The sequence below is a fragment of the Pantoea sp. B_9 genome (assembly GCF_008632015.1).
GTDB classification, from domain to species: Bacteria; Pseudomonadota; Gammaproteobacteria; order Enterobacterales; family Enterobacteriaceae; genus Pantoea; species Pantoea dispersa.
In genome coordinates this window covers 319,114-345,755 of sequence record NZ_VWVL01000004.1, presented here as the reverse complement: position 1 = coordinate 345,755, position 26,642 = coordinate 319,114, and the positions used below count along the sequence as shown (strand labels likewise).

General features: G+C 52.4%; 24 protein-coding genes, 1 tRNA gene and 4 pseudogenes. 21 read left to right on the top strand and 8 right to left on the bottom strand.

The genetic code is table 11. The annotated features are described in order from the left end of the window. Positions 1-4: 4 nt before the first annotated feature. From F3I21_RS14720 to F3I21_RS14705, 4 genes are all read right to left on the bottom strand, one after another. Positions 5-1,561: a DHA2 family efflux MFS transporter permease subunit gene (locus F3I21_RS14720; RefSeq protein ID WP_223815703.1), complete on the bottom strand. Its 1,557-nt coding sequence runs from the start codon at positions 1,559-1,561 to the stop codon at positions 5-7. Next, positions 1,558-2,598, bottom strand: a complete 1,041-nt coding sequence (locus tag F3I21_RS14715) for an HlyD family secretion protein (RefSeq protein WP_150059225.1) — start codon at positions 2,596-2,598, stop codon at positions 1,558-1,560. Before F3I21_RS14715 ends, F3I21_RS14720 begins: the two co-directional genes overlap by 4 nt. Continuing rightward, positions 2,595-3,140 (bottom strand): helix-turn-helix domain-containing protein, encoded by a 546-nt coding sequence (locus tag F3I21_RS14710; RefSeq protein WP_058780409.1) that lies wholly within the window; start codon positions 3,138-3,140, stop codon positions 2,595-2,597. The genes F3I21_RS14715 and F3I21_RS14710 overlap by 4 nt, the downstream gene beginning before the upstream one ends. 118 nt (positions 3,141-3,258) lie before the next feature. Then, positions 3,259-4,167 (bottom strand): LysR family transcriptional regulator, encoded by a 909-nt coding sequence (locus F3I21_RS14705; protein WP_150059224.1) that lies wholly within the window; start codon positions 4,165-4,167, stop codon positions 3,259-3,261. Positions 4,168-4,297: 130 nt separating this feature from the next. Between F3I21_RS14705 and F3I21_RS14700 the strand changes: the two genes are divergently transcribed. Together F3I21_RS14700 and F3I21_RS14695 are read left to right on the top strand one after the other, a co-directional pair. Next, entirely contained in the window at positions 4,298-5,608 is a 1,311-nt protein-coding gene (locus F3I21_RS14700) for an MFS transporter (RefSeq protein WP_150059223.1), read from the top strand. A 16-nt stretch (positions 5,609-5,624) separates the two neighbouring features. After that, a complete protein-coding gene (locus F3I21_RS14695; protein WP_150059222.1) occupies positions 5,625-6,713 on the top strand; it encodes a tartrate dehydrogenase in 1,089 nt (362 codons plus the stop codon). Between the two features lie 16 nt (positions 6,714-6,729). On the opposite strand, the gene F3I21_RS14690 is transcribed toward F3I21_RS14695, so the two are convergent. Then, positions 6,730-7,674, bottom strand: a complete 945-nt coding sequence (locus F3I21_RS14690) for a MurR/RpiR family transcriptional regulator (RefSeq protein ID WP_141496227.1) — start codon at positions 7,672-7,674, stop codon at positions 6,730-6,732. 288 nt (positions 7,675-7,962) lie between these two features. On the opposite strand from F3I21_RS14690, the gene F3I21_RS14685 reads away from it, so the two are divergent. From F3I21_RS14685 to F3I21_RS14660, 6 genes are all read left to right on the top strand, one after another. After that, entirely contained in the window at positions 7,963-8,271 is a 309-nt protein-coding gene (locus tag F3I21_RS14685) for a PTS sugar transporter subunit IIB (protein WP_058759671.1), read from the top strand. A gap of 59 nt (positions 8,272-8,330) precedes the next feature. Then, the gene (locus F3I21_RS14680; RefSeq protein WP_223815702.1) at positions 8,331-8,675 is read left to right on the top strand and encodes a PTS lactose/cellobiose transporter subunit IIA; all 345 of its coding nucleotides are present in this window, start codon (positions 8,331-8,333) and stop codon (positions 8,673-8,675) included. Beyond that, entirely contained in the window at positions 8,668-9,975 is a 1,308-nt protein-coding gene (locus F3I21_RS14675; RefSeq protein ID WP_150059221.1) for a 6-phospho-beta-glucosidase, read from the top strand. The genes F3I21_RS14680 and F3I21_RS14675 overlap by 8 nt, the downstream gene beginning before the upstream one ends. Positions 9,976-10,128: 153 nt before the next feature. Beyond that, the gene (gene celB, locus F3I21_RS14670; RefSeq protein WP_059012181.1) at positions 10,129-11,484 is read left to right on the top strand and encodes a PTS cellobiose transporter subunit IIC; all 1,356 of its coding nucleotides are present in this window, start codon (positions 10,129-10,131) and stop codon (positions 11,482-11,484) included. 160 nt (positions 11,485-11,644) lie between these two features. Beyond that, the gene (locus F3I21_RS14665; RefSeq protein WP_058759678.1) at positions 11,645-12,256 is read left to right on the top strand and encodes a glutathione S-transferase family protein; all 612 of its coding nucleotides are present in this window, start codon (positions 11,645-11,647) and stop codon (positions 12,254-12,256) included. Positions 12,257-12,270: 14 nt separating this feature from the next. Further along, positions 12,271-14,337, top strand: a complete 2,067-nt coding sequence (locus F3I21_RS14660; protein ID WP_150059220.1) for a pyridoxamine 5'-phosphate oxidase family protein — start codon at positions 12,271-12,273, stop codon at positions 14,335-14,337. Positions 14,338-14,425: 88 nt separating this feature from the next. Here F3I21_RS14660 and F3I21_RS14655 read toward each other — a convergent pair whose 3' ends face one another. Continuing rightward, positions 14,426-15,139, bottom strand: coding sequence for a hypothetical protein (locus F3I21_RS14655; protein ID WP_150059219.1), 714 nt, complete (start codon positions 15,137-15,139; stop codon positions 14,426-14,428). 500 nt (positions 15,140-15,639) lie between these two features. Here F3I21_RS14655 and F3I21_RS14650 point away from each other — a divergent pair, with 500 nt between their 5' ends. Beyond that, entirely contained in the window at positions 15,640-16,053 is a 414-nt protein-coding gene (locus tag F3I21_RS14650; protein ID WP_150059218.1) for a DUF3577 domain-containing protein, read from the top strand. Positions 16,054-16,087: 34 nt separating this feature from the next. Here F3I21_RS14650 and F3I21_RS14645 read toward each other — a convergent pair whose 3' ends face one another. Next, positions 16,088-17,668 (bottom strand): SAVED domain-containing protein, encoded by a 1,581-nt coding sequence (locus F3I21_RS14645; protein WP_150059217.1) that lies wholly within the window; start codon positions 17,666-17,668, stop codon positions 16,088-16,090. A 265-nt stretch (positions 17,669-17,933) separates the two neighbouring features. On the opposite strand from F3I21_RS14645, the gene F3I21_RS14640 reads away from it, so the two are divergent. The 12 genes and pseudogenes from F3I21_RS14640 to F3I21_RS14585 all read left to right on the top strand — a co-directional run bounded on the left by F3I21_RS14640 (position 17,934) and on the right by F3I21_RS14585 (position 26,299). After that, positions 17,934-18,470: a 3'-5' exonuclease gene (locus tag F3I21_RS14640; RefSeq protein WP_150059216.1), complete on the top strand. Its 537-nt coding sequence runs from the start codon at positions 17,934-17,936 to the stop codon at positions 18,468-18,470. 22 nt (positions 18,471-18,492) lie between these two features. Continuing rightward, positions 18,493-19,770, top strand: a complete 1,278-nt coding sequence (locus F3I21_RS14635) for a nucleotidyltransferase (protein WP_150059215.1) — start codon at positions 18,493-18,495, stop codon at positions 19,768-19,770. After that, positions 19,763-21,520: a ThiF family adenylyltransferase gene (locus tag F3I21_RS14630; RefSeq protein ID WP_166711270.1), complete on the top strand. Its 1,758-nt coding sequence runs from the start codon at positions 19,763-19,765 to the stop codon at positions 21,518-21,520. Before F3I21_RS14635 ends, F3I21_RS14630 begins: the two co-directional genes overlap by 8 nt. Continuing rightward, the gene (locus F3I21_RS14625) at positions 21,513-22,001 is read left to right on the top strand and encodes a Mov34/MPN/PAD-1 family protein (protein WP_150059213.1); all 489 of its coding nucleotides are present in this window, start codon (positions 21,513-21,515) and stop codon (positions 21,999-22,001) included. The genes F3I21_RS14630 and F3I21_RS14625 overlap by 8 nt, the downstream gene beginning before the upstream one ends. A gap of 247 nt (positions 22,002-22,248) precedes the next feature. Continuing rightward, positions 22,249-22,837 (top strand): annotated as a pseudogene (locus tag F3I21_RS14620) (TIGR03759 family integrating conjugative element protein). Positions 22,838-22,866: 29 nt separating this feature from the next. Continuing rightward, positions 22,867-23,432 (top strand): annotated as a pseudogene (locus tag F3I21_RS23415) (lytic transglycosylase domain-containing protein). After that, positions 23,429-23,934 (top strand): annotated as a pseudogene (locus tag F3I21_RS14610) (integrating conjugative element protein). The pseudogenes F3I21_RS23415 and F3I21_RS14610 overlap by 4 nt, the downstream one beginning before the upstream one ends. Before the next feature lie 161 nt (positions 23,935-24,095). Beyond that, positions 24,096-24,257: a hypothetical protein gene (locus F3I21_RS23615; protein WP_370515545.1), complete on the top strand. Its 162-nt coding sequence runs from the start codon at positions 24,096-24,098 to the stop codon at positions 24,255-24,257. Positions 24,258-24,433: 176 nt separating this feature from the next. Further along, a complete protein-coding gene (locus F3I21_RS14600) occupies positions 24,434-24,865 on the top strand; it encodes a hypothetical protein (RefSeq protein WP_150059212.1) in 432 nt (143 codons plus the stop codon). Further along, entirely contained in the window at positions 24,858-25,565 is a 708-nt protein-coding gene (locus F3I21_RS14595) for a hypothetical protein (protein WP_150059211.1), read from the top strand. The genes F3I21_RS14600 and F3I21_RS14595 overlap by 8 nt, the downstream gene beginning before the upstream one ends. Positions 25,566-25,898: 333 nt before the next feature. After that, positions 25,899-26,099: pseudogene (locus F3I21_RS23410) on the top strand (RAQPRD family integrative conjugative element protein); the annotation flags it as partial. Beyond that, positions 26,090-26,299, top strand: a complete 210-nt coding sequence (locus F3I21_RS14585; protein ID WP_150059210.1) for a TIGR03758 family integrating conjugative element protein — start codon at positions 26,090-26,092, stop codon at positions 26,297-26,299. The pseudogene F3I21_RS23410 and the gene F3I21_RS14585, both read left to right, overlap by 10 nt. A gap of 195 nt (positions 26,300-26,494) precedes the next feature. Here the strand turns inward: F3I21_RS14585 and F3I21_RS14580 are convergent. Next, a tRNA-Phe gene (locus F3I21_RS14580) sits at positions 26,495-26,570 on the bottom strand. Between the last annotated feature and the right edge of the window lie 72 nt (positions 26,571-26,642).

The window sequence follows — 26,642 nt, the reverse complement described above, 5'->3', positions numbered from 1 at the left end:
GCGCTCACCCTTGCGGCTTTTTCAGTAACGGCACCAGCAGCGCCGCGACGAAAAAGCCTGTCATGATCAGCCAGAACGCGTCGGAAAAGGCCTGGGTGCGCGCTTCACGCAGCGTCAGCGCCGCCAGCGACTGCAGCGCGGCCGTATGCGCGGCATCCGGGCTCAGGCCGCTGGTCATCAGCGCCTGAGCGCGCCCCTGCAGAAAATCACCCAGCGTCAGGCTGGCGCTGTTGAGATGATCCGCCAGCCGGCTAAAGTGCAGGTTGGTGCGGTCGTTGAGCACCGTACCGCACAGGGCAATACCAATCGCACCGCCAAGGTTGCGCATCAGATTAAACAGGCCAGACGCGAGCTTCAGGCGGGCCGGTGGCAAACTGCCCAGCGTCAGCGTTACCGTCGGTGCCACGGCAAACTGCTGCGCCATACCGCGAAATGCCTGCGGAAACAGCAACTCCTTAGCCCCCCAGTCATGGGTAATCGGCACGAAGAAATGCATCGACAGCGCAAAACAGATCAGCCCCGCCGCCAGCAAAATACGCAGATCGACGCGGTTCGCCAGCCAGGCATACAGCGGGATCGACAGAATCTGAAACACCCCGGTGGAGAAGATCGCCAGTCCAGTCTCCAGTGCGCTGAAGCCGCGCACCTGGCTGAGAAACAGTGGCGTAAGGTAAATGGTGGCGAAGATCCCCACGCCCGCCATAAACGAGAAGTAGCAGCCGAGGCTAAAGTCGCGGTCCCTGAGCGCGCGTAAATCGACGATCGGTTTGGCATGCCGCAGCGTGCGGATCACAAACAACACGCCCGCCGCCAGCGCAATCCAGCCGGTGGTGGCAATGGTGTCATCATCAAACCAGCCCCAGCGCGGCCCCTCTTCCAGCGTATATTCCAGACAGCCGAGCGCCAGCGCCAGCAGCACGATGCTGAGATAATCCGCGCCGCGCAGCAGTTCGCGGTTGGGCGCGTCAATGTTCACCAGCAGCGGAACCGCAATGGTGATGTAAATACCGGGAATGATGTTGATAAAAAACAGCCAGTGCCAGCTGAAGTTATCGGTGATCCAGCCGCCAACGGTCGGGCCAAGCGTCGGCGCCAGCGACGCCAGCGCGCCGACGGTCGCGGCAGCAATCACCCGCTGCCGGCCCTGGAAAAAGGCGAAGGCGGTAGTGAACACCAGCGGGATCATCGAGCCCCCCGCCAGCCCCTGCAGCGCACGGAACGCGATCATGCTCTGAATGTTCCACGCCCAGCCGCACAGCAGGCTCATCAGCGTAAAGCCGCAGGCCGAAGCGGCGAACAGCCAGCGCGTAGACAGCACGCTGGCCAGCCAGTCGGAGAGCGGGATAATAATGATCTCGGCGATCAGGTAGCTGGTCTGCACCCACACGGTTTCATCATCCCCCGCCGACAGGCCACCGCCAATGTCGCGCAGCGAAGCTGAGACAATCTGGATATCCAGCAGCGCGATAAACATGCCTATGCACAGGGTGGCAAAGGCGAAGACTTTCCGGCTGACCGGCATCTGCGCGGGCGCGATTGGCGCGGCGACCACGCGGCTCATTGCGCGCTGCGCTCATCGACGGTCACGGTCACCGACAGTCCCGGACGCAACAGCCCGAGCGTGGCCGCATCGCCGTCCAGCGCAATGCGCACCGGTACGCGCTGGACAATTTTGGTGAAGTTACCGGTGGCGTTTTCCGCCGGCAGAATGCTGAAGCGCGAACCGGTCGCAGGCGACAGGCTGGCGACATGCCCGCTGAAGGTGCGGCCTGGCAGCACGTCCGCGACAATTGTTGCCGTCTGGCCTGGCTGCATGTGCGCCAGCTGGCTCTCTTTAAAGTTGGCGTCAATCCATAGCCCCTGCGCCGGCACCAGCGACAGCAGCTGCGTGCCGCTGCTGACATACGAACCGGCCCAGGCGCGGCGATTGCCGATCACGCCATCAAACGGCGCGCGGATAGCGGTGTATTCCAGATTGAGCTGTGCCAGTGCCAGGTCGGCCTGCGCCTGTGCCAGCGCGGCGTGCGTCTGCTGCTCGCGCGCATCCAGCACCTGCAACTGACGTTCGGCGACCGCGCGATCGGCACGGGTTTTGCCTTCCTGCGCCAGCGCCTGATGGTAATCGGCCTGCGCATGATCGCGAATCTGCTGCGACACCGCAGCGCTGCTCACCAGCGCGTCATAGCGGCGCTGGTCGGCAGTGGTTTTCTGCGTTACCGCCTGCGCCGCCAGCAGCGCAGCACGCGCGCCGTCGATGGTGGCCAGCTGGAGCTGGCGCGTGGCGGCGATATCCTGCAGCGCCGCCTGCTGTGCGGCGACTTCGCCCGCCGCACGGTCAACCGCCGCCCGATAGTCGCGGTTATCCAGCTGCACCAGCAGGTCGCCCTTTTTAACCGCCGCATTATCCTGCACCGCAAGCGTCTGGACATAGCCGGACACTTTGGCCGAAATCGCACTGATATCCGCGCCGACGTAAGCATCATCGGTCGAAGGCATAAAGCGCGCGCTGTGCCACCAGTAATAGCCATAGCCGGCCAGCGCCACGCCGCCGCAGGCCAGCATCAGCAGCAGTGCCGTTTTTTTCCGCGTCAGGCTCATGGTTCGTTCCCGGCCACCGTCTGCGGGGCGAATTTTTGCGCCGTATCGCCTGCGCGCTTTCTCGCCAGATACTGCTGGCGGTAGTGCATCATCGGGCTGGCCGCCGGGCCAGGCACCATCTGGTATTTGTCACTGGAGAGCGGCTGGCCGGTGGCGCTGTCGACCATTTGCGGCGTCACCGGGCGCTGAGTGGCGCTTTCAACCAGCTGCATCTGCCGCCCTTCCGGTGAAAAGTGGGTGCTGCCCCACTCGGCCAGCGCCAGTATTACCGTGCGAAAATCGCGGCCCGCCGCAGTGAGCTGGTACTCGTAGCGTGCCGGAGCGTCGCTGTAACACACCTTTTCCAGCAATCCATCCTCCACCAGCTCTTTCAGCCGGCGCGACAGAATATTGGGCGCCACGCCGCTGCTTTTCTGAAATTCATCAAAGCGGGTAAAGCCGGCCAGCGCATCGCGCATGATCAGCATGCTCCAGCCATCGCCGACGCGTCCAAGGCTGCGTGCGATAGGGCACGGCATATTACACAGAGGTTGGTTTTTCATGGGCCAGTTCCCGATGTGAAGTCGATGCGGGATACTGTGGCAGGGTAACTTTCATTTTGCAAGTAACTTGCAGAATGAAAGTAATAAACAGAACGTCAGCGCGCGTTCTGGCGCAGCCTCACAGCCTGTCGATCAATTCCTGCCGGTGGTCATGCAGCAGACGCAGCATTTCACGCAACAGCGGATCTTCGTTGCCCTTCTGCCACGCAATACTCAGCGGCAAGCCTTTGATCTGCTCAGGTAACGTCAGCGCGATATAGCGCACGCTGTCGCTGTTCATGGTGCGATAAGAGGCTGGCACCACCGCCAGACCGAGGCCGGCGGACACCAGGCTGAGAATGGTTTGCTTCTCTTCGGCATATTGCGCGATATGCGGCGTCAGGCCGGCCTGCTTAAACAGGCTGATGGTGAGATCGTGGCTGTGCGGCCGGGTGCGGCGGTCCGGAATGATCATGGCTTCATGCTGAAAATCCGCCACCGTCACCTGCGCTTTATCCGCCAGCGGATGCGTCAGCGGCACTGCCAGCACGCAACTTTCGCGGGTAATAAAACGCAGCGCCAGTGACGCATCCATACGCTGCGGCGCACGGATAATAATCATATCCAGCCAGCCGGATTTTAATTTGGGAATCAGGTTAAGGGTTTTATCTTCGATAATATGGATATCGCTCAGCGGATGACGCGGCACAAATAAATTCAGCAGTGCCGGAACTAAACCGCGCGCGGCGCTATCGATAGCGCCAATGCGTAATGTCCGGCGTTCATCTTTTAATCCGCCTTTAAAACGCAGCGCCAGCGCATCAAACTGATCGATCAGTTTTCCCGCTTCGTCAAAAAACAGGGCTCCCTCGGCGGTTAATGAAACATTGCGCGTTGAGCGGTTTAACAGGCGCACGCCGAGATCCTCCTCCAGCAGGCGAATAAAGCGGGAAAGTGATGCAGGCATCATTTCCATACTTTGTGCCGCCCGGCCGAAATGCAGTTCTTTACCCACCGAGACAAAACAACGCATTTGATTTATATCCACATTTCCCTCACCGCACGATTATTCAAATAGTTTATATAATCCACGCCTGATGATCGCGCAATACAAACCTGCATACTGCATTCGACAACCAGAAAATAATGCTACCCTACACAATCTGGAGCACTTTAATATGAAATCTCACCTCGAAAAAAGGGTGATGCGTAAAGTGACGTTGCGCATTGTGCCCTTCATCATGCTGCTCTATTTCATCGCATTTCTCGATCGCGTCAATATTGGTTTTGCCGCGTTAACCATGAATCAGGATTTAGGTTTCTCGCCCACGGTATTTGGTTTTGGCGCTGGGATTTTTTTCCTCGGCTATTTTCTGTTTGAAGTCCCGTCGAATTTAATTTTGCACAAAGTGGGCGCACGCATCTGGATCGCCCGCGTGATGATCAGCTGGGGATTAGTCTCCGGCTGCATGGCGCTGGTGCAGGGCACCACCAGCTTCTACCTCCTGCGCTTTCTGCTCGGCGTGGCGGAAGCCGGTTTCTTCCCCGGCATCATTCTCTACCTCAGCTACTGGTTCCCGGCGGCGAAGCGCGCGCAGGTTACCGCCATCTTCATGGCTGCCGCCCCGCTCTCTACCGCGCTCGGCTCGCCGGTCTCTGCCGCGCTGCTGGAGATGCACGGTCTGCTGGGCTACGCCGGCTGGCAGTGGATGTTCGTGTTAGAAGCGATTCCGGCGTTGCTGCTGGGCATCGTGGTGCTGTTTTTCCTTACCGACCGTCCGGCGCAGGCTAAATGGCTGAACGCAGAAGAGCGGCGCTGGCTGCAGGAGACCATGCAGGCTGAAGAGCAGGCACGGTCGACGCAGCACGGCCACAGCAGCGCCTGGCGCGGGCTGGCGGACAAGCGCGTACTGGCCCTGGCGCTGGTGTACTTCGGCACGTCGGCCGGGCTGTACACGCTGGGGATCTGGTCACCGCAAATTATTCGCAGCTTCGGCGCCTCCTCGCTGGAAATCGGCTTCCTCAATGCTTTCCCGGCGGTGATCGGCGTGATTGGCATGATCCTGTGGGCGCGTCACTCCGATCGTCGCGGCGAGCGCAGCTGGCACGTCATTGGCGCCTGTTTACTGGCTGCCGCCGGGCTGATTTACGCCGGTAACGTCAGCACGCTGCTGGCGGTGATTATTGCGCTGACGCTGGTCACGGTCGGCATCAGCGCCTCCAAACCGCCGCTGTGGAGCATGCCGACGCTGTTTCTCAGCGGGCCGGCCGCGGCCGCCGGCATCGCCACCATTAATTCCATCGGCAATCTCGGCGGTTTTGTCGGCCCGATGATGATTGGCGTGATCCGCCAGCAAACCGGCAGCTACACCTGGGGACTCTATTTCGTCGCCGCGCTGCTGGCGTTGTCCGCGCTCATCGTGCTGATTCTCGCCGCGCACACGCCAAAACCGCAAAGCGCCGATCTGCCTCATCCTCATACCCATTAATTGACTGGAGAAGACTATGCGTAACTACAAAATTGCCGCGATTCCGGCAGACGGTATTGGCCCGGAAGTGATTTCGGCTGGCGTTGAGGTACTGCAGGCGCTGACGCGGCACGATGAACAGCTGACGTTTGACGTGCAGACCTTTGACTGGGGCTCGGACTACTACAAACAGCACGGCGTGATGATGCCGGAAGATGGCCTGCAGACGCTGAAGCAGTTTGATGCCATCTACTTTGGCGCGGTGGGCGCGCCGGACGTGCCGGATCACATCACGCTGTGGGGGCTGCGCCTGCCGATTTGTCAGGGCTTCGATCAGTACGCCAACGTGCGGCCTACCAAAATTCTGCCGGGCGTGACCTCGCCGCTGCGCAACCGTGGACCGGGCGATCTTGACTGGGTCATCGTGCGCGAGAACTCGGAAGGGGAATACTCCGGCAACGGCGGCCGTGCGCACCGCGGCCTGCCAGAAGAGGTGGGCACTGAAGTGGCGATTTTCACCCGCGTCGGCGTGACGCGCATCATGCGCTACGCCTTTAAACTGGCGCAGTCGCGGCCGCGCAAACTGCTGACGGTGGTGACCAAATCCAATGCTCAGCGGCACGGCATGGTGATGTGGGATGAAATTGCGGCGGAAGTGGCGCAGGAGTTTCCGGATGTGCAGTGGGACAAGATGCTGGTGGATGCCATGACGCACCGCATGACGCTGCACCCGCAATCGCTGGACACCATTGTCGCCACTAACCTGCATGCGGATATTCTCTCCGACCTCGCCGGCGCGCTGGCCGGCAGTCTCGGCGTCGCGCCGACTGCCAATATCGATCCGGAGCGGCGTTTTCCGTCGATGTTCGAACCGATTCACGGCTCGGCGTTTGATATCACCGGCAAAGGCATCGCTAACCCGATCGCCACCTTCTGGACGGCGGTGCAGATGCTGGAACATCTGGGCGAACGCAACGCGGCCGCGCTGATAATGCAGGGCATTGAGCATGTATGCGCGGCGGGCATTCTGACGCCGGACGTCGGCGGCAGCGCCACCACCGCTGACGTGACGCGCGCGCTGGTGCAGTTTATTGAGGTCAAATCTCAGGTGGCGGCAACCGCCTGAGTCGAAAGGCGGGGTGTTACAGCGCCGCCGCCAGCCGGTCCAGCGCCAGCAGGATGCCATAGCGCCGCGCCGGTGCTGCATCCGGCAGCGGCAGCCAGTAGTTGGCCTGGCTGGCGAGATCCAGCGCCGCCGGGCACAGCGCCATCACTGGGGTCTGCTGGATGTGAGCGTGATGCACCGCGCTGAGCACGCTGCTGTTGATGGTATCCGGCGCGAGGATCAGCAGCAGATCGTCCGGCTGCAAACGGCTGAGCGTCAGGCGCAGCAGGTTGTCGTCCTGGATCCACGCCAGCGCCAGCCCGGCCTCACTCAGCCGCTGCTGCACTTCCCCCACCAGCGGCGTGTGCTGGCCGGCGGCACCGATCAGCAACACGCTGCGTGCCTGACGCAGCGCCTGCGCCGCCTGCTGCCAGCGGCTGTCATCCAGCTGCTGCCACTGCTGGGTCAGCGCCTGATGCAGACTCACCAGCTGCGGCACCGCACCGTGGCTGGAAGTAGCCGGTTCGGCGCTGGCGCGTGCCAGCCGCATACGCAGATCGCGAATATCGTCGCAGCCGACCGAACGGGCAAAGCGGGTAATGGTCGCCGCACTGACTTCCGCCCGGCTGGCCAGTTGTTCAATGGTGGCCGAGGCCGCGAACGCGGCGTCACGCAGGATGGCGCGCGCCACCCGCTGCTCCTGCTGGCTGAGGGAAGCCTGCCGCTGACGAATCACCGTCATAAACGCACTTTCCTGCTGGCCGGCCTGGCGCACCTGGTGCAGAAAATCATCCAGATCGCGGTAGCCCGCCGAGGCAGCAAAGCGCTGGAGTACAGCCGGGCTGACACCCGCCTGCGCCGCCAGACTCTCCATGGTGGCCTGCGCGCTGGCGTGCAGGTTATCCAGAATAAATCGCGCCAGCTTTGATTCCTGCGCATCAAAACGCGCCGACTGCTGCTGCAGTTGCCAGACAATATCCATTAGCTCATCACATCCTCAGTAACGAACCCTCATGATGCATGAAAATATTTTTCATGGTGAGATTTTTTTCAGCTGAGCGCACTGAATTTTCCTGGAATTAAAGCACTCGCAACAGAAAATCATCGTGCCGATCACATCAATGAAAATTATTTTCATGGCAATTTGATGATTAAACTACTGATAAATAATATTTTAAATTATTTTCATCACAAAATCATCTGGCCGCAGGGTATTTACAGTGCGGCCGAGACAGGTCTTAAATGCCGGAGTCAATTCACAGGAGGATAAATTATGCGCATTGTTCTTTGCTGTGCCGCTGGCATGTCTACCAGCATGCTGGTGAATAAAATGCAGCACGCTGCACAAGCGCGCGGGCTGGCGATCAACATTCAGGCCGTCCCGGTGGCCGATTTCGAACGTATCCTGCCGGATGCGGATGTGGTGCTGCTCGGCCCACAGGTGCAGTTTGAAGCTGCCCGCCTCACCGCCATCGCGGCCCCGCAGGGCAAGGCGGTCGCCGTGATCGACATGATGGATTACGGCATGATGCGCGGCGAACAGGTGCTGGATAAAGCGCTGGCGCTGCACGCTTCCTGATTCTTCGTTTCCCCTAATCTGACTGATAACACACGGCGTTGCGCTGTGGGAGATTCTGCATGCCTGAAGATGACGTAATGGTGGTTCCGGAAGAGGAGATCATGCTGCTGCTGGTGCAGGCCGGTGCCGCGCGCAGCGCCGCTCTCAGTGCCCTGCGGCTGGCGCGCGCCGGCCAGTTTGAGGCGGCACAGCAGCAGCTGGCGGCGGCGCGGGAAAACGTGAGCAGCGCGCATCAGCAGCAGACGGCGCTGATTAGCCTGGACGAAGGCAGCGGCCGGCTGCCGGTTACTCTGATTCTGGTTCATGCCCAGGATCACCTGATGAACGCCATGCTGATTCAGGATTTAGCGGGCGAAATCATTGAACTCTATCGCCGTACCACGGCAGGAGAAAACGATGCTTAAGATAGCAATCATTGGCGGCGGCAGCAGCTATTCGCCGGAGCTGGTGGAGGGAATCATTAACCGTTATGCGCAGCTGCCGGTAACCGAACTGGCGCTGGTGGATGTGGCGGCAGGACGCGAAAAGGTGCAGATCATCGCCGACCTCACGCGGCGCATGCTGCAAAAGAACGGGCTGGAGCAGGTTAAGGTCAGCGTGCACTTCGCGCTGGATGAGGCGATTCGCGGCGCGCGCTTTGTGCTGACACAGCTGCGCGTCGGCCAGCTGGCGGCACGCGCCGCCGATGAACGGCTGGGCCTGAAGTATGGCCGTCTCGGTCAGGAAACCACCGGTGTCGGCGGCTTCGCCAAAGCACTGCGCACCATTCCGGTGATGCTGGAGATTGCGCGCAAAGTGGAACAACTGGCACCGGACGCCTTCATCATCAACTTCACCAATCCGGCGGGCATCGTTACCGAAGCCGTGGCGCGCTACAGCAACGCGAAGATCATCGGCCTGTGTAACGTGCCGGTGAATATGCACCATATGATCGCCGGCATGTTACAGGCGCCGTTTGACGAGGTGGCGCTGCGCTTTGCCGGGCTGAATCATCTGGTGTGGGTGCATCAGGTGCTGTGCCGCGGCGAGGACGTGACCGCCGGGGTGATCGAACAGCTGTGCGAAGGCCAGGCGCTGACCATGAATAACATCAAAGAGATGCCGTGGTCGCCGGCGTTTCTGCGCGCGCTGCAGGCGATTCCCTGCCCTTATCACCGCTACTACTGGCAAACACCGCAGATGCTGGCCGAAGAGCAGGAGAAAGCACAGCACGGCCAGGCCGGAACGCGCGCCGAACAGGTGATGAAAGTGGAAGCCGAGCTGTTCGCGCTGTATGCCGATCCGCAGCTGGCGCACAAGCCGGAGCAGCTGAGTTTTCGCGGCGGCGCATATTACTCCGAAGTGGCCGTTGAGCTCATCAGCGCCATCCATAACAATAGCGGGCAAAATCTGGTGGTGAACTGCCAGAACCGTGGGGCGATTCACGGTCTGCCGGACGACGCGGTGGTGGAAGTGAACTGTGTGGTCGATACGCAGGGCGCGCACCCGCTGGTGTTTGGCGCGCTGCCACCGCTGATGCACGGGCTGACGCAGCAGATCAAATCCTTCGAGCGATTGACCATCGACGCGGCGGTGCACGGCGATCGCGGTGCCGCGCTGCTGGCGCTGGTCGGCAACCCGCTGGTCGGCGATGTCGCCAGCGCCGAAGCGCTGCTGGACGAAGTGCTGACGTTGAATCAACCGTGGCTGCCGCAGTTTGCGTGATATCCCTGTCGCAAACCGCACCCTGGCCGGCGCGGCGCGCTTCATCGCGCAATAAATTGCGCCGCGACGGCCGGGTGCAGGTATCCGCTGCCGCGCCGAAGTGACACGCATTGACCTGTTAATTTGTTGCGCCATTGTGCCCAAGGAGGCCCTATGTCCAACCGTAATATCATCGAACGTTATGTGCTGCCCGCCGCGCTCAAGGTGGCCGGGCAGAAGCATGTGCTGTCCGTGCGGGACGGCATCATTCTCAACATGCCGTTCATGCTGATCGGCAGCTTTTTTCTGATCTTCGCCTACCTGCCGATCCCGGCGTGGGGCCATCTGATGGCCGACCTGTTCGGCGACAGCTGGCGCAATAAACTGCTCTATCCGGTACGTGCCACCTACGACATCATGGCGCTGATCTCCAGCTTCGGCATCGCCTACCGGCTGGCGGAGAAATACCGCACGCTCGATCCGCTGACCAGCGGCGCGATGGCGCTGGTAGCGTTTGTGATGACCATTCCGCAGCAGACGCTGTTCGCCCCGGTTGAAGGCGCGCCCGCGCAGCTGGTCACCGGTGTGCTGCCGATTTCGCTGATCGGCAGTCAGGGCCTGTTCGTGGCGATTGTGATTGCGCTGCTGTCCACCGAAATCTACCGCTTTGTGCACAGCCGTAACCTGGTGATTAAGATGCCGGAAGGCGTGCCGCCGGCGGTGGCGAAATCGTTCCTCGCGCTGGTTCCCGGCTTCTGCGTGCTGGCCGTGGTGCTGCTGCTGCGCCTGGCCGTTGAAGCCTCACCGTTCCACGACATCAACAACCTGATCGCCACGGTGATTGGTCTGCCGATGCACCACGTCGGCGGCACGCTGCCGGGGATGATTTTCTCGGTGTTGCTGATTGGCATTCTGTGGACGCTCGGCCTGCACGGCGATGCCATCGTGCTGGTGTTCATTCAGCCGGTATGGCTGTCGAACATGAGTGAAAACCTCGAAGCCTTTCAGCATAACCAGCCGATTCCGCACATCTTTACCCAGCAGTTTTACGATTTATGGATTGCGCCCGGCGGCACCGGCGCGCTGCTTGGGCTGGTGATCTTTATGCTGATCCGCGCACGCAGCCGCCAGATGAAACAGCTGGGGAAAATCGCCGCGCCGGCGGCGCTGTTCAACATCAGCGAGCCGCTGGTGTTCGGTATTCCGCTGGTGATGAACCCGTACCTGTTCCTGCCGTTTATCCTGACGCCGGTGCTGCTGGTGATTGTCTCGTGGGCGGCAATGAGCAGCGGTCTGGTGGCGCCGCCAGCTGGCATCGCCCTGCCCTTCACCACGCCGATCTTCGTCAGCGGCTATCTCGCCACCGGCGGCCATATCTCCGGCACGGTGTTGCAGGTGGTCAACCTGACGATTTCGCTGGTGGTCTACTATCCGTTTTTCCGCGTGTGGGATCGCCTGAAGCTGCGCGAAGAGCAGCAGAATGAACAGCAGGCGCAGGCCGCCAGCAGTAGTGCCGTCGTACCTTCCTGAACCATTCCCTGCCGGGTGCGCCCTGCTGCGCACCCGGCCGCATCCTTCCACTTTTTGCAATAATGACTTCGCAGATCTGGCTATTCTGCCAGCAATACGGCTGTGCGAACCTTAGGCCACGGCTCGGGATCACCCCGGCCACTACCTGAGGAATCGCATGATGAAACTGTACAATTTAGCACTCTCCGGCCACGCTCACCGCGCACTGCTGGCACTGTCACTGCTCGGCATAGCGCATGAAACGGTCGAAGTCGACCTGCCTGGCGGCGAACATAAAACCCCGGCGTTTCTCGCCATCAACCCGTTCGGTCAGGTGCCGGTGCTGGAAGACGAAGGCGTTTATATCGCGGATTCCAATGCCATTCTGGTGTACCTGGCGAAGAAATTTAACCGCAGCGACTGGCTGCCGGAAGATGCGCTGGGCGCCGCTCAGGTGCAGCGCTGGCTGTCGGTGGCGGCCGGTGAACTGGCTTACGGTCCGGCGGCGGCGCGCCTGATTACCGTGTTTGGCGCCAAATTCAACGCGGAAGAGGTGCTGGCGCGCGCGCATCTGATTCTTTCCCGGCTGGAAAGTCATCTCAGCCAGCGTGAGTGGCTGGTGGGCGACCATCCCACCATTGCTGACATCGCTTTATATAGCTACCTGGCCGGTGCGCCGGAAGGCAACGTCGAGATGTCCGGTTACCCTGCGGTGAATCAGCTGCTGCGCCGGATTGAAGCGCTGCCCGGCTTTGTGCCTTTTCCGCAGACCGCCGCCGGCCTGCGCGCCTGACAGGAGCCAGCATCATGGGCGAGAAACTGATTACGCTGCCGGTATGGCATGACGGTGAAATTGCGCTGCAGCAGCAGGCGGGCGTAGCGGAAAGTATGGCCGATGTCGGGCAGCGCGTGATTCGCGATTACATGCCCGATCAGCATCGTGACTTTTACGCGCAGCTGCCGTTTATCGTTGCCGGCAGCGTTGATGCACAGGGTGATGCCTGGGCCACGCTGCTGGAAGGCCAGCCCGGTTTTATCTTCTCGCCCAACGCCACCACACTGGATATCGCGGCGCGTCCTGACACCAGCGATCCGGCGGCCGCCGGGATGACCGATGGCGCGCCGGTGGGCCTGCTCGGCATCGAGCTGCACACGCGGCGGCGCAACCGCATGAACGGCGTGCTGACGGCGATTGGCGGCGGCCTGCGCGTGCAGGTTGACCAGAGCTTCGGCAACTGCCCGCGCTATATTCAGCTGCGCGATTTCCGCTTCGACCATGCGCCCGGCAGGGCTTATCAGGGCGAAGTTGAGACGCTCAGCGCGCTGGATGACGCCGCGCGCGCCGCCATCGGGCAGGCCGACACGTTTTATGTCACCACTTATGCCGACCAGGCGCGCCGGCAGGTGGACGTTTCGCATCGCGGCGGCAAAGCCGGTTTTGTGCGCATCGCTGCCGATGATGTGCTGACCATTCCTGACTTCAACGGCAACCTGTTCTTCTCCACCCTCGGCAATATCGTACTCAACGGCAAGGCCGGGCTGCTGTTTATTGACTACGCCAGCGGCGATGTATTGCAAATGAGCGGCGATGCCACGGTGATAACCGATTCCGCCGAAATCGCGGCCTTTCAGGGGGCCGAGCGGCTGTGGCGCTTTAGCGCGCGCCGCATCGTGCGCCGGCGCGCTGCCCTCGCCCTGCGCTGGGCCGATCAGCCAGACGGCATATCGCCCGCCTCGCTGATGACCGGCGACTGGCCGTCCGCCAGCGAACGCCTGCAGGCGCAGCAGCTGGCGGCGCAGTGGCGACCATTTCGCATCACGCAAATTGTCGATGAGAGCGCGCAGATTCGCTCGTTTCATCTTATGCCGGATGATGGCGCTGGCGTGCTGCCGCATCTGGCGGGCCAGCATCTGCCAATCCGCCTGACGCTGCCGGGCAGCGCTAAGCCACTGATTCGGCAATATACGCTGTCAGTTGCGCCGTCGGATGGTTATTACCGCATCAGCGTGAAGCGTGAAGGTGCCGTATCACAGTATCTGCACGATGCCCTGCGCGTCGGCGATCGGCTGGAGGTGCGCGCACCGGCCGGCGACTTCATTATTGATGCACACGAAACGCGGCCAGCGGTGCTGCTGGCGGCGGGCGTCGGCATCACGCCGCTGCTGGCGATGCTGCGTCACCTGATTTATGAAGGCCGACGCAAACGCCGGATGCGCCCGGTGTATTTGCTGCAGTCGGCGCGTAACCTGGCCGAACGCCCGTTTGCGCGTGAGATCGATGCGCTGCTGGCAGCCAGTGAAGGTGCGTTGAAACTGGTGCGGGTGCTCAGCCAGCCGGGCGAAGCCGAAGCCGAAGCCGGCGTGGATTACGACGTTGCCGGACGCATCGATATGGCGCTGCTGTCGCAGGTGCTGCCGTTCAACGATTACGATTTCTATCTGTGCGGTCCGCCGTCATTTACTCAGGCGATGTATGACGGACTGCGCGGCCTGAATATTGCCGATGCGCGTATTCACGCCGAAGCGTTTGGTCCGTCGTCGCTGCAGCGTCAGCAGGAGGATGCGCCAGAGCCCGCCGCGCTGCCGCCGGTGGCGACCGAAGCGGTGCCGGTGGTGTTTACAGAGTCGCTGAAAGAAGCGCGCTGGACACCGCAGTCCGGCACGCTGCTGGAGCTGGCCGAAGCACGCGGCCTGAGCCCGGCCTACAGCTGTCGCGCCGGACATTGCGGCAGCTGTAAGACAAAACTGGTGAAAGGTGCGGTGACTTACACCACCCGGCCAGGCATCACGCTGGCGCAGGATGAGGTGCTGATCTGCTGCGCGGTGCCGGCGCAGGTCGAAGACGGGGACGCGGCGGTGCAGCTGGCGTTGTGAGGTGAGTGCCCGGCAAATCCTTTTGTCTTACGGCCAGATCGCCATTCTGGCCGTAAGATCATCATTTACCACTGGAGTTTTTATTTTCTCATCCATGTACCGGTCCCTCTTTTGCCCGCGCGGCCGCTTCCAGCACCCGTTCAGGCGCAGAGGCGAGAAGATCTTTCGGTTTTTGATTTCCCAGCCAGCTATTCGGTGAGCCAAACCAGAGCGCCAGTGACCAGGGGGTTTTTGTTTCACCAAACAGCTGAATAATTTTCTTCATCTGCGGCAGCGGTTGCCCGCCTACGTCCAGCGCGTAAGCAGGATAAAGATCTTTGCCTTCAGAAGTAATGGCAAAAATTTTATCGGCCCGCTTCCAGCGGCTCGGTAGACCGCTGGGATTTTTGATATCCACGGCAGAGCCGCTGCGACGTGAGACTTCCTGAGCAGGCAACCATTCAGCATCATCGAGAATGGTTTGCTTCAACGTCTCAAGTCGTGCCGTGTTAGAACTGCTTGCAGGCTTGCTTTTGCCTGCGCTTTTTATCTTTGCAGCAGGAAGGATTTCGTCCCGTTTTTTACCGGTGAGCTTTTCCAGCCCCACTACCGCACGAAAGGCAGCCTCCAGCGCTACCTGAAATGCGACCTCGTCGATGTAGGCTGGACGCTTCAGGACATAATAGAGCTCTTCCTGCGCGCCACTGAAATCCGGAACCGAGATGGTGATGTCGGCATGTCCGTTGCTGCTCGTTGAGTAAGAAACATTGCCAGAAGACACCGCAATCACTTCAAATTCAGTCGATTTACCCGCACTGACCATGGCTGAATCCTGATTACCACACATATCCAATATCTACAATATAGACAAAATACTGGCTTCAGGTCTCGAATGTTAATAGGGATTTCTGGCAGCGAGGGAGGGGTTGTGAGTGACGCCGCTGTCTATATTATTCCTTATATTGCAGTAGATTAAATCTATATCTGATGTATGAAATCGGGTTAAATATTTGCCAAACACTCATTAAACTCCTGAGCAGGTTATGTCGTGCTGAGCCTTATAAACTGATAAAAGTACCTAAGATTTAGTGGGCGACTTTCTACCTGCTGTGGGATCACTTTGCTGGTGGGGTACTTTGCACTTACCAGTCAGTGCGGCGAAGCTATCCAGGTTTTATGACGGAATGCTTTTATCCGGCAGGGATTAATGTTTCTGTGTGACTAGTTACCCACTCCTGAAGTAAACATCATGACTGTTACCACCAACAACGCTGCAAAAACACCAACAGCACTTCTACCAAAGCGAAATCCTAAAATCTCAACATTAAGAGCCCGGGTTATCTGAGCAACATTCGCAGAATTAAGACCCTCGCTGGTAGCTTCCTCAGCATGGTGATTAATGCGCTCAGTGGACCTACTGACAGCCCAACCTGTGTGCGATTTGACGCCACTGTCGCCGGTAAGGAAGCAACGGACCTTATAAGCCGCTGCCAGATAGCCTTAGACGAGGACCAGAGAGTGCTGCTTGGGTTTACCTTCAGTAACCTGACGTCAGAAATTTTCACGCTCAACAAAGGTGATCATACAGGCGAACAGCGGGTTAGCTTGAAAGCCAGACTGATTAAGGCTGATTGGATCAAGATTGGTCAGGCGATGGTTTACAAGGCTGAAAAATCGGAAAATCCACCACATTCAAATAAAACTGAAAATCGAAGTTATGTTGATAACTCGTTTTAGAATAAATGCCCCTAATAGGGGCATTTACTTTGAGTTAGTAGTAACTTACATTTGTGCGTGATGAGTCGTTTGTCAGCAACAATATTGGTTGCATAGTTCCTTCTTTGAAATCGTAAACTATCATTTCAGGATGATGTAAATCGAATGCTTGCCCTACAAATACAGATGCGGCATTAGATGCACAAATTAAAAGATGCATCCTTTTAACACCATGGTGCGATTTCAATGTATGAAAGTCGTAATGTAATCTTGATGAAAATAATACTCCATCAGTTGGGTGAGGTATTGCTCCGTTATCAAACTCATCATTCTTAGGTTTGTAAATGATTACTTTTGCATTGAGCTCCTCACTCAATTTATTAGCTGTTTCACGCATAACTTTAGGGAGTGCAGTAAAAGCTATGCATATTACAACATCCTCACTATGATCTAACCCCTCAAATCCTTCGCAATCATAAAATACTCCAGAAGCAGTGAATGAAGGCCACTTCCAGCAAGCACCATCACGGTATCTTAACATTGGAGTATATTGGCTTTTGTTTCCCAGAAGGGCTCCTAATGCAACTAATGCAGGTGATGGGCCAAAAGCAAACAATGCAGCTCGGTGTCCTGAATCTCTGGTTTGCTGAATGATTTTATCTGCAGCATTTTTAATATTAGCTGGCATGATGTGCTTATGAAGATCTGGCATTTCTCGAGTGAAATCGTTACTATCATATATACAATTAATTACACCACTCATTTTATAATTAAGTGTAGCAAGAGATGCCGATATTTCTTTTTTATTGGGAGGTGATGCAACATTCGTATTTATAGGCCATAAAATCGAGTAAACAGGTATTGACTGATATTTAAGACCATCAAGTAATTCATCAGCATCGCGAATGAATTTACTTCTCATACCCGAAAGTATTTCTGCAGTGTAATCACAAGCAGCAACACGATCTATCAACCGGTGATGTTTGTCGCATAACAAGAGGACATTACTTGGTTCGTTTGAAAGCAAATTAGATAGTACAGGTATGCCCCGTTCGCCATTTTCAGAAGAAGCAACATTGTGAGCCAGGTATGAGTAATTTCCATCCTGCCCTGTCAGCTCATCAATATATAAATGTTCGCCACATCCAGTAAACATGCAGCGACTGTGACTAGCCATATTTACCTTTCGTTTGGTTTCAAGTGTAAAATCATTCCCTCGACCTTTATCCCTACAACCTGTCTCAGCTGATTCAATAAACTTAGTCAATTCAGGAAACCCTATTTCACATGACTGCTCCATAGTACGAGCATATATATCTTGGATAGACCCAAGAGTTAATAAATCATTTATGGATAAATTTGCACCCTGAAGATATGACAGAATTAATTTTTTATTAGATGCAACTCTTTTAATACACCCCACAAATCCCGCAGGTGATAAGTTTAATCTGAAGCAAGAGTTAACAACCCCATTATCAACTGTAGTAATAATTATATTCGAACTTCCTTCATCACTGATTACAGCGACGCAATCCCACACTATTTCACTTTCGATAAAAGACAGGAATTCGTCAATTGACTCTGCCTCCTCAAGAGGAGGATAATTAGATTGATTGAGTAAATCGCTTTTATTCATTATAATTCACCTTTTAAATTCTTACCTAAGTCAAATGTTCGTTATTTCACGTTTGATTGCAAGTTTTAGAAATCAATCTTATAAATCATCATGTCACACCTTAAAGAAAACTCAATACTTCAAGAGGGGGGGCAGATATAAACCCAATTAAAAACAATAACTTAATCACATCCAGAGCTCTCGCCCCTTATAATTAATTGACTTTTCATTAAGTTTTGTTATTTTCTCACGCTAGCATATTTAAATTGTATCAAGCGAGGTTGTAATGTCTTCGCCAGAAATTTATATCTCTGTTGATATTGAAACTACCGGCCCAATTCCGGGGGAATATGACCTCATTAGTATTGGCGCTTGCGTAGTAGGAAAACCAGAAGAAAACTTCAGTTGCTTAATTAAGCCACAGGGAGGCTTGGTTGAAGATGAGGCTCTTGCGGTAACCGGGCTAAATATTGATGAGTTAAATGAAAATGGTAAGAACATATCTATTGCCATTGAACTTTTTGATAATTGGCTGAAAGGAGAACAATTCAAAGATAAAAAAATAGTTTTTGTTGGATTCAATGCTGCTTTTGATTGGTCGTTCATTAATTATGCATTTATTAAACAGCTGGGAAAAAACCCTTTTGGTTTTACAGCTCTTGATATTAAGTCATATTATATGGGCAAATTTGGTACACTTTGGCAGGAAACAAAATCTAGCAAGATAGATGTAAAGTTAAAAACCAAAAACTTAGCTACCCATAACGCTCTTCAAGATGCGATATATCAATCAGAAATATTCAATAAAATTTCAAAGAAATAGTTTTTTTAATCAGGAGATTAGTATGAGCTCTCAAGTTTTAGACTATACAGCGCAAGACTCCTCACAGGTTAACAGTTGGGAGAAGATGCTCATTGAAGCCTCTAAAAAAATATCTTTAACTTCTATTCAATATGATTTGATTGAAAGCCGATATTCCCAATTGCAAAAAATATTAGATAAGGCTCAGGAGTTTTGTTTGTCTGGGGCTCATATCTTTATCCAGGGTTCAATTGGCCTTAAGACAACTGTTAAACCTGCACCTGAAGCCAAGGGCGATATGGCGACTATCGATGCCGACGCCATCATCTTATTACCGAATGCTGTTAATTCCAAACCAGAAGATGTATTGCTTGCAATAGAGACGTTATTCAGGGCAGAGTCAACAGTTAAAGCTGATCCACAACAACTTAGACGTGGAATTAGAATTGTCTACTCTGATGAAAACCCAGGTTTTCATATAGATATTACTCCTGCTATTATAGCACCTGGAAATTATGAAAGTGAGGGGTATGGGAAACTACTTGTTCCTGATAGGCAAGATGGTTGGAAAGCTAGTGCTCCGCGTTCTTATTCACTATGGCTTGAAAATGTAAGCACTAAAAAAATTTTGATGATCACTGAATCAACTAGGACTATAGACAGTATCGTTGGTAATGAAGAGTTAGCTAAGTCTACTATGGATCCTATTCCTAACTATCAAGAATACTCAGACTCTCACCCTCTTGGCGCAACTATTAAGCTTTTAAAAAGACACCGCGATCGCTGGGCTATACGTGCTTCGAGAGAAATTCATAGGCCTATTTCAGCAGTTATTACTACGCTCGCAACAAAAGCTTATTATCAAATTGCTTTAAGGTCTGCCTTGACACCAATGAGGCCAATCGATGTGATGTTCTCGATTGTATCTGATATGGCTCAACATGTTGATTATTCTAATAGTGAATATAAGGTTCTAAATCCATGTGATGAAGGTGAAAACTTCGCTGAAAAATGGAATAGAGATAATGGAGAAGGTGATAAATATAGAGATGCATTTTACGATTGGCACGCTGATGCAATCACCGATATCGCACTTGGTTTAAGCGACTGGGGCACTCAGCAGAGATTTGAACAGGAAGTAAGTGATAAGTTTGGTGTACCTCAATCTATGATTAGTGAGATATCCAAAGATTTTGGCACGTCTTGGACATTGCCGGGAAGAACGTCTGGTGTAACATTAAATAAAAATGTATTGAGTGCGTTTGGTACGTTATCTGGTTTAGGTCAAGCTAATGCAGGGACGGTCGAACGCCTTGGATAAGACTAATAATATCACACCTGCTATACAGGCAGGTGTAAACAGACTTCATGAGATATTTAACAATTGTTTTCTAGTTGAAGTTAATACAACAAACTCAAAGGAAGTTATTAGATTTGAGCTGAATCTTCCTGTTGATTATCTAGGAATAAAAAGGAAGTTACAGGTAGGGTTTAGTGAAAGCTTCCCAAGCGTAGCCTTAGCATTATCTATTAAACCAAGCCCTTGGTTAGAATGGCCTCATATCTTGGATGAGTTTGTTTGTTTATTTGGTGGTGGAGATAAGGCTGTATATGGTGATCCCGTTGAAGTTATTGATAACACGTTCTTAAGATTAGGGAAGATGGTCTCCCTTGTATGCGAAAGTCAAAACACTAAAGAAATTAAAAATGAATTTGACAGTGAAGTAATCAGCTATTGGGCTATGCAAGCTAAATTAAGTCAACAGAAATTAACTTTACTGAGCAAACCAAAAGAATCTACACCTCTATACACTTTATCCAAGAGTGGCGAGTTAGGTAATGGAGAAATTTGGGCCTCAGATAGTGACAATAAAATTTTAGAACATTATCAATGGCAGGTATCTCCCACCAAAAAAAAGATTGAGGCAGCAAAAGGGGCGTTTTACTTAAAATTAACATCCACACCAAATGTAAAATTACCAACTGCTTATGGTTTTGTCGATTGGCTCTCAAGTCATGCTGATGAAAGTGATATTCAGGCTCTGAAAGAATGGTTAGAAAATGAATCTAATCACCCCTTAAGGTGGGTAGTTCTTGAAATATTTAATTCAGAGCCAGTGAGTGTTATTTCGTTCCTAATTCAAAGGAAAGGAGTCAGAGATAGTCAGACATTTAACTTTGGGTTAAGAAAGGCTAAAATCCGCTCAGTAAAAAACCCCATAGGTGAAAAGGATAAATTACTAATTACTGATACTTTTTTTCTCGACAACGAAGTTATCTTTTCACGTTCAAAAGATTTCCGCATCGATGAAAATGAACAAAAAAAAGTTCTTCTGATTGGCGCAGGTTCACTTGGAAGTCATGTAGCATCACAATTAATACATTCCGGCATAACAGAACTAACAATTGTTGACCCTGACACTCTCGATGATTCTAATTTAGGAAGACATGTTTTAACAATTGATGATCTAGGTAAAAATAAATCATTAGCACTTAAGAATTACCTTCGATCTTGCATACCAACAGCTGTAATAACTGCAATTCCAAAATATTTTCATCAAGCAGTTTTTCATAAGGATATTAACATCTATTCATATGACTGTATTGTTTCAACCTCTGCAGACTGGCCAACTGAATACTTCCTATGGGAAATTAAGTCAAGAGTAAAAGAGATTTCATTTGTGCAAGCTTGGGTTGAGCCCTACGCATTTGTTGGCCATGTTTTGTGCAGCAATAAAACAAAAGTCGCAGATGCAAGATATCTCTTTGATAAAAAAGGGGACTTTAAGAATAAATTTACTCAATGGGAAAACAATGGTTATTTCAAATTACCAGCCTGTGGTGTAGGGTTCATTCCCGGAAGCTCATTAAATATCCAACTGATTGCAGGTATGGTATCAAAGTCAGTAGTTAAAATTTTGCAGGACACTGAAAACTCAGATAGTAACCTATGGAGTTCATTTGTTACTGAAAGTAGCAGGGTCGTTATGGCTGGAGGAACTTACGTAGGTCCACAGATTGATGAAAACATCGAGACAATGGTAATTAAAAATGAATGGAACAATGAATAACCCTCCTTCTCTCGCATGGACTTGGGTGTGGGAAGAATATGATTTCAAATTGCAGGTTAGCGAAGATGTTTCTGCTATTTTTGATGCTCATAGACAGCACGGTGACAAAATGGAATGTGGAGGGCAATTATTCATCAGCCCTTCATTCGATAATGGCTTATGGCTATCCTCAGCTACTTTGCCGCATTCATCAGACAAATCTTCAAAACATTGGGTAGAACTTAATTCTTACCGATGTGATTATGAGCAAAGCCAAGCCAGGAGCTATGGTTTAGTTTTTGCAGGTTACTGGCACACTCACCCTCAATTAATACCGGCATTATCAAATCAAGATAAAATTAGCATTGAACGTTTCTATCATGCCAATAAGCAAATAATTAAATCTCCAATTTTTGTTATAGTGGGAACATCAGCATGTCAAAATGGAATAAAAGCATGGGCTTATAAAGATGAAGTGTATTTAGAGGCGGTTGCAAAATGAATACTCATGGATATTTTTTTTAAAATTTAACTATTTATTATTTACTTTAGCATCGAAAAGCACATAACGCTCATTATAATCCTTATCAAGTGATTGTTGATGAGAAACGGATCATGATGTTATCAAATGACTATTTCCCGTTAAAGCAAAACCATTTATCTTCTCATTATCCCTACCTAGGTCTATTTACACCGAAGACATACAGAAAAATAAAATTTATATAACTGAATAAAAAGACACCTATTTAATTAATGAGATTAATGAAAGGGAATACAATAAATTCCTTAAAATTAAGAATGGAATTAGAGGTATTCAATGACCAAAAACTGAGCCTGTTACTGCCTTATGCATAGAAGCAGAATCAGACGCCGAACGCCGCCACTACGCCGAACTCTGGGTAAAACAGTAATAAGAACGAACAGAGAAAGAGCTCAAATTCCAGCGCGAAGTTGATGCTGCCTGGAAACCCTGATGCCCAACATGCTACCGGTTAACATGGGCAACGCCGCAGGCATCGCGCATGACTCTGGTGGTCGGCTCGCGCTGCTCGTGCGCGATGCAGATTGCCAGCGCTGCGATGCTCGACTTTCCGCCGTTCTCGCCGATAAACGCCCCGTTGATATCTACCTTGTCGATAGTGAAGGCAGCGATCAGAAACTCCGCAACTGGGCGCAACAGCACCGCATTTCGCCGATCAAGTACGCGAGCGCCGCATCACCCTGAACCACGATGCAGGCCGCTGGATGTGCTACGGCAACGGCATCATGCCGGTTCTTCTCCAGCAAGAGGAAAGCGGATGGCATATCGCAGCGTTCAAACCCTCGCGTTGTAGCTAAGTGCCGCCAGCTCTGTGGCGTCAACCAGTATGCAAAGCGTGCCGTCGGGTTATCAGAAAGCCGCTCTGCAGCATGGCGTTCCAGCTGAGTCGCTTTACTCACTTGCGTTGGCTGAATCATCGCGCCAGCTGCCACATGGCACGCGCCTATAGCCCTGGACAATCAACGTCGCGGGTAAAAGCTATCGCTATGAAAGTCGACAAGCTGCCTGGCAGGCGCTGCAGCAGTTTATGAAAATCCATCTGCTTAAGAGAATCGATGTTGGCATCGCGAAGGTCAATCTCGGCTGGAATGGCCATCGCTTCAGCTCACGAGGGATGCGTTTGATCCGTATACCAACCTGAGCGCAGCGGCGCGCATTCTTCGCGAGTGCTGGGAGCGTAGTCCCGGCAGTTGGTTGAATGCGGCTGGCTGCTATCACCATCCGGCTTGAGGTAAACCGGCTGCGCGCTATCGGCAGATTGTCAGCCAAAAGCTGGCTTCACTAACGCCTGCTCAACCTGGTCCAATCGCAACACAGGCACCCGCTAACCTCGCGAGCAATCAAACACCTTCAACCGAAATTATCTGGACAGAACCACGGAGGCAGCAATGAACAAATTGATGCTGGCTGGCGCGATCGCCGCACTGCCATTTATCTCACATGCGGAACTCAACGTTATCGCGGATCTCGGCGGACGATCGGCATCGCCGTTCTATGAGGGAATCAACGCTGAGCCTCAGTCGCAACAGCAATCAATCCAACCTGATTACAGTGAAGGTTCAGTGTTGCCAGTGGCAACACCTGAACTCACTCCCGGCATCACTGAGCCGCGCGCGCTGAAACTACCAGGAGTTGGTGCGCTGTTTCTGGTTGGCGATGATGCTCAATCGCAAAATGGCTATCACGTAACGCTGAACCGCTCAGCCGTCGTGGTGCGGTTGGAATGGTGGTGAACGTTAGCAGCTCAGCTTCACTACAGCAGTTGTGCCAGATTGCGCCAGATCTACAGCTCGCATAGGTATCAGCTAGCGATCTGGCGCGTCGCCTATAGTTGGAACATTACCCGGTGCTGATCACAGAGCATTCACTGAGCCAGCAGTTATCAGCCCAGTGATGGAATTCGCCGGATTGCATGGAATGCCTCATGCATCGCAGATGCTGCTTCCACTGTTCTTCATCCTTTCTCTGGCACTGCTGCGCGCTTACTTGTGCTGGCGCAATCTGCATCACTCGGCACGCAGCAGGTATGAATCCTGCCAAAAGTGAGGCAATACTATGAGCGATCACTATGTTATCGAAGCGCTATTACGTCCCGCAGTTGAGTTCAACACCACGCTGGTACCGGCTGTTTACCAAAATCTGCTGGTGCTACCTGCGGCGCTGATGTTGGGCATGGCGCTGGCGGTGCTGACAGCCTCGTTCAAGAAGTATTTGTAAGCTGGACGATAGCGTGCAAAGCTCGACTTTGCGCCCTATCGTCAGCATGCAAGGCGCTTGCGGCGCGGCAGATGTAAACGATATGAAATTTTATTGGTAATATTACAAAGTTAACATTCTATTTTTATAGAGATTAGATTTTTATAAGTTAACAATCATTACATTATGGAGGGTATATGAAAGATTTTGAATTGTCTTGTCTGAAAAATGCTAAGACACCAGAAGATTTGAAGCGAATTGGAGATTTCGAGAAGGCTTATAGTTTCCTTCAAAACTTAGTCAAACCATTTAAAATAGAGGCCGAAAATTTCGAGGAGTTATTTCCCTTCGTTGAAAAACTCCAAGAAAACTGGATGTCATTATCAAAAGAAACTTTCACAAATGAATTTCAGAAATATAAGTATATACTGACCCATATCGATGGTGAACAAAGAAACCATCTCCTTAATTTAAAGGATGATTTTTACGACAATCCTAGAAAAGCTAAACGCTGGTATTATAACTTATCAAGAATAATTAGAGAAAATGATGATGAGAATACTGAGGCATTTTCAACTTTGAATGAAATCTACCTTAATGTAACTGATAAGGGCGATGAAGATGAGTAAAAAACTACCATCTTTAACGTTAGCTAAAGATTTGAATATTGAACTGCCAGAAAATAGTAAAAACTTAACTGAAGCAGAGAACTCAAAGATAAAAAATGCCGTAATTAACGGAGGCGCACTTGGTTCTGATGGAAATACATTTATTAATAAGAAAAAAATAGGAACTTTGTTAGCATGCGATAATGGAGGAGTTAATAAGATTTATAATAACCTTTCTGATAAAGATAAGTTAATCTTTGATAATGAAAGATATGCTTCAGTATCAGCTATATTGCATACTGTTTCAGACAGAGTACAAGAACCTCGTGATTCTATTATACGTGAAAAGCTGCGGCAATCTGAAAAAGTCTTAATAGCGTTACGAGACTCCCCAACCGCTGAAAAAAGCCGTGAAATCCTGAAGTCTAGAATTGAAAATGCACTTCCAAATTTAAAAAAAGATAAAATTAAAAGAGATGGAATAGAAAGCTGCCAACTCTCAGGGAAGGCACTTGAAAAGGATGCCCACGCTCATCATGTGAATAGAAAATCAGATGATCCTCACAATGCGCTTAACCTGGATGATATCTTAGTCGTAAACCCTGACATTCATGACGAGATTCACAAAAACAATGCCAACACCCGAGAGGAGCTGGAAGAATTGATAAAAATAAAAGGCTGGAACGACCCATTCTCATCTGCGAGTGGAAATGAGAATTAATTGCGAGCTTTCTTTAGGTTTCATCAACATTTCTAAATAACATCACCCCCATAAAAATAAATAAAATGGGGGTGTTTGGTCACTGCAGAAAAAATCACATCATTATTAAAGTAATCACGCATGAGATTTATTTAGCCCTATTCGTCCTATTTATTAATTAGTGAATACACCCTCCTAGTCACTGAGGAGGAAATCATGGTTAATTGTTTCGTTCAAACTTCAATAAATACACTTCTATTGGTTACAGTCTTAGTCAATCCAGAAATTACTTTTGCTTCAGAACTCGACGAACTCGCCACCACCCAACACCTACCAGACTAAGTCCAGCTCTCCCTCGACCGCGCCCGCACTGTCGCCACGCAGTCCGATCCCAATAATCGCCGCCGTTACCTGTTCGACTACAAGAAAGCCAGCGAAGACCTCAACACCATGCGTGCTGGCATCGACCGCTACACGCAGCCTTCGCGTGCGCAGCCGCTGGATTACGGTAAGGTCAGCGGCGATTACACGCGAGGCCGTCCGCTATGGCGATGATTACCGCGCAGATCAACGCATTTAAAACGGCATCCGGCAAAATCGATATTGGCGTTCTGTATCTGGTGACCGTTGGTCTACTGCTGTGCGTGCTGTTTCTCTGGGCAGCCTGGGCTGCAGTGGATGTCAGGCATGGACGGGCAAATACCAAAGTCAGGGATGCCGCGCTTGCCCGATTTGTTATCGGTTCTATGGCTTAACCGATCGTCTGCATCTGGATGTTCGCCAGTTAACGCAGACATTTTCGAAGTGCTTTTACCCGTCAGGTTGCTTAAGAGGAAGGCTCATACTGGATAGCTGAAGCATTACAGTGACCTCAGCAGTCAAAGTGACCAGAAATCATTGGTGCTTCAAAAAGCAAAAACCCAGCCATAAAGGCTGGGTTTTCAGAATGTTGGTGCCCGGACGCGGAATCGAACCACGGACACGGGGATTTTCAATCCCCTGCTCTACCGACTGAGCTATCCGGGCAACGGGGCGCATTAAACCTTACTCGCGCCGTACCGTCAAACGCTTTTCGGTAAAAATCAGCTGACTGCTGCC

What these genes read in the sequence shown, in the direction of transcription:
- F3I21_RS14720 (WP_223815703.1), bottom strand. Translation starts at nt 1,561, where the DNA reads ATGAGCCGCGTGGTCGCCGCGCCAATCGCGCCCGCGCAGATGCCGGTC.
- F3I21_RS14715 (WP_150059225.1), bottom strand. Translation starts at nt 2,598, where the DNA reads ATGAGCCTGACGCGGAAAAAAACGGCACTGCTGCTGATGCTGGCCTGC.
- F3I21_RS14710 (WP_058780409.1), bottom strand. Translation starts at nt 3,140, where the DNA reads ATGAAAAACCAACCTCTGTGTAATATGCCGTGCCCTATCGCACGCAGC.
- F3I21_RS14700 (WP_150059223.1), top strand. Translation starts at nt 4,298, where the DNA reads ATGAAATCTCACCTCGAAAAAAGGGTGATGCGTAAAGTGACGTTGCGC.
- F3I21_RS14695 (WP_150059222.1), top strand. Translation starts at nt 5,625, where the DNA reads ATGCGTAACTACAAAATTGCCGCGATTCCGGCAGACGGTATTGGCCCG.
- F3I21_RS14690 (WP_141496227.1), bottom strand. Translation starts at nt 7,674, where the DNA reads ATGGATATTGTCTGGCAACTGCAGCAGCAGTCGGCGCGTTTTGATGCG.
- F3I21_RS14680 (WP_223815702.1), top strand. Translation starts at nt 8,331, where the DNA reads ATGCCTGAAGATGACGTAATGGTGGTTCCGGAAGAGGAGATCATGCTG.
- F3I21_RS14675 (WP_150059221.1), top strand. Translation starts at nt 8,668, where the DNA reads ATGCTTAAGATAGCAATCATTGGCGGCGGCAGCAGCTATTCGCCGGAG.
- celB (WP_059012181.1), top strand. Translation starts at nt 10,129, where the DNA reads ATGTCCAACCGTAATATCATCGAACGTTATGTGCTGCCCGCCGCGCTC.
- F3I21_RS14665 (WP_058759678.1), top strand. Translation starts at nt 11,645, where the DNA reads ATGAAACTGTACAATTTAGCACTCTCCGGCCACGCTCACCGCGCACTG.
- F3I21_RS14660 (WP_150059220.1), top strand. Translation starts at nt 12,271, where the DNA reads ATGGGCGAGAAACTGATTACGCTGCCGGTATGGCATGACGGTGAAATT.
- F3I21_RS14655 (WP_150059219.1), bottom strand. Translation starts at nt 15,139, where the DNA reads ATGGTCAGTGCGGGTAAATCGACTGAATTTGAAGTGATTGCGGTGTCT.
- F3I21_RS14645 (WP_150059217.1), bottom strand. Translation starts at nt 17,668, where the DNA reads ATGAATAAAAGCGATTTACTCAATCAATCTAATTATCCTCCTCTTGAG.
- F3I21_RS14640 (WP_150059216.1), top strand. Translation starts at nt 17,934, where the DNA reads ATGTCTTCGCCAGAAATTTATATCTCTGTTGATATTGAAACTACCGGC.
- F3I21_RS14635 (WP_150059215.1), top strand. Translation starts at nt 18,493, where the DNA reads ATGAGCTCTCAAGTTTTAGACTATACAGCGCAAGACTCCTCACAGGTT.
- F3I21_RS14625 (WP_150059213.1), top strand. Translation starts at nt 21,513, where the DNA reads ATGAATAACCCTCCTTCTCTCGCATGGACTTGGGTGTGGGAAGAATAT.
- F3I21_RS23615 (WP_370515545.1), top strand. Translation starts at nt 24,096, where the DNA reads ATGAGCGATCACTATGTTATCGAAGCGCTATTACGTCCCGCAGTTGAG.
- F3I21_RS14600 (WP_150059212.1), top strand. Translation starts at nt 24,434, where the DNA reads ATGAAAGATTTTGAATTGTCTTGTCTGAAAAATGCTAAGACACCAGAA.
- F3I21_RS14595 (WP_150059211.1), top strand. Translation starts at nt 24,858, where the DNA reads ATGAGTAAAAAACTACCATCTTTAACGTTAGCTAAAGATTTGAATATT.
- F3I21_RS14585 (WP_150059210.1), top strand. Translation starts at nt 26,090, where the DNA reads ATGGCGATGATTACCGCGCAGATCAACGCATTTAAAACGGCATCCGGC.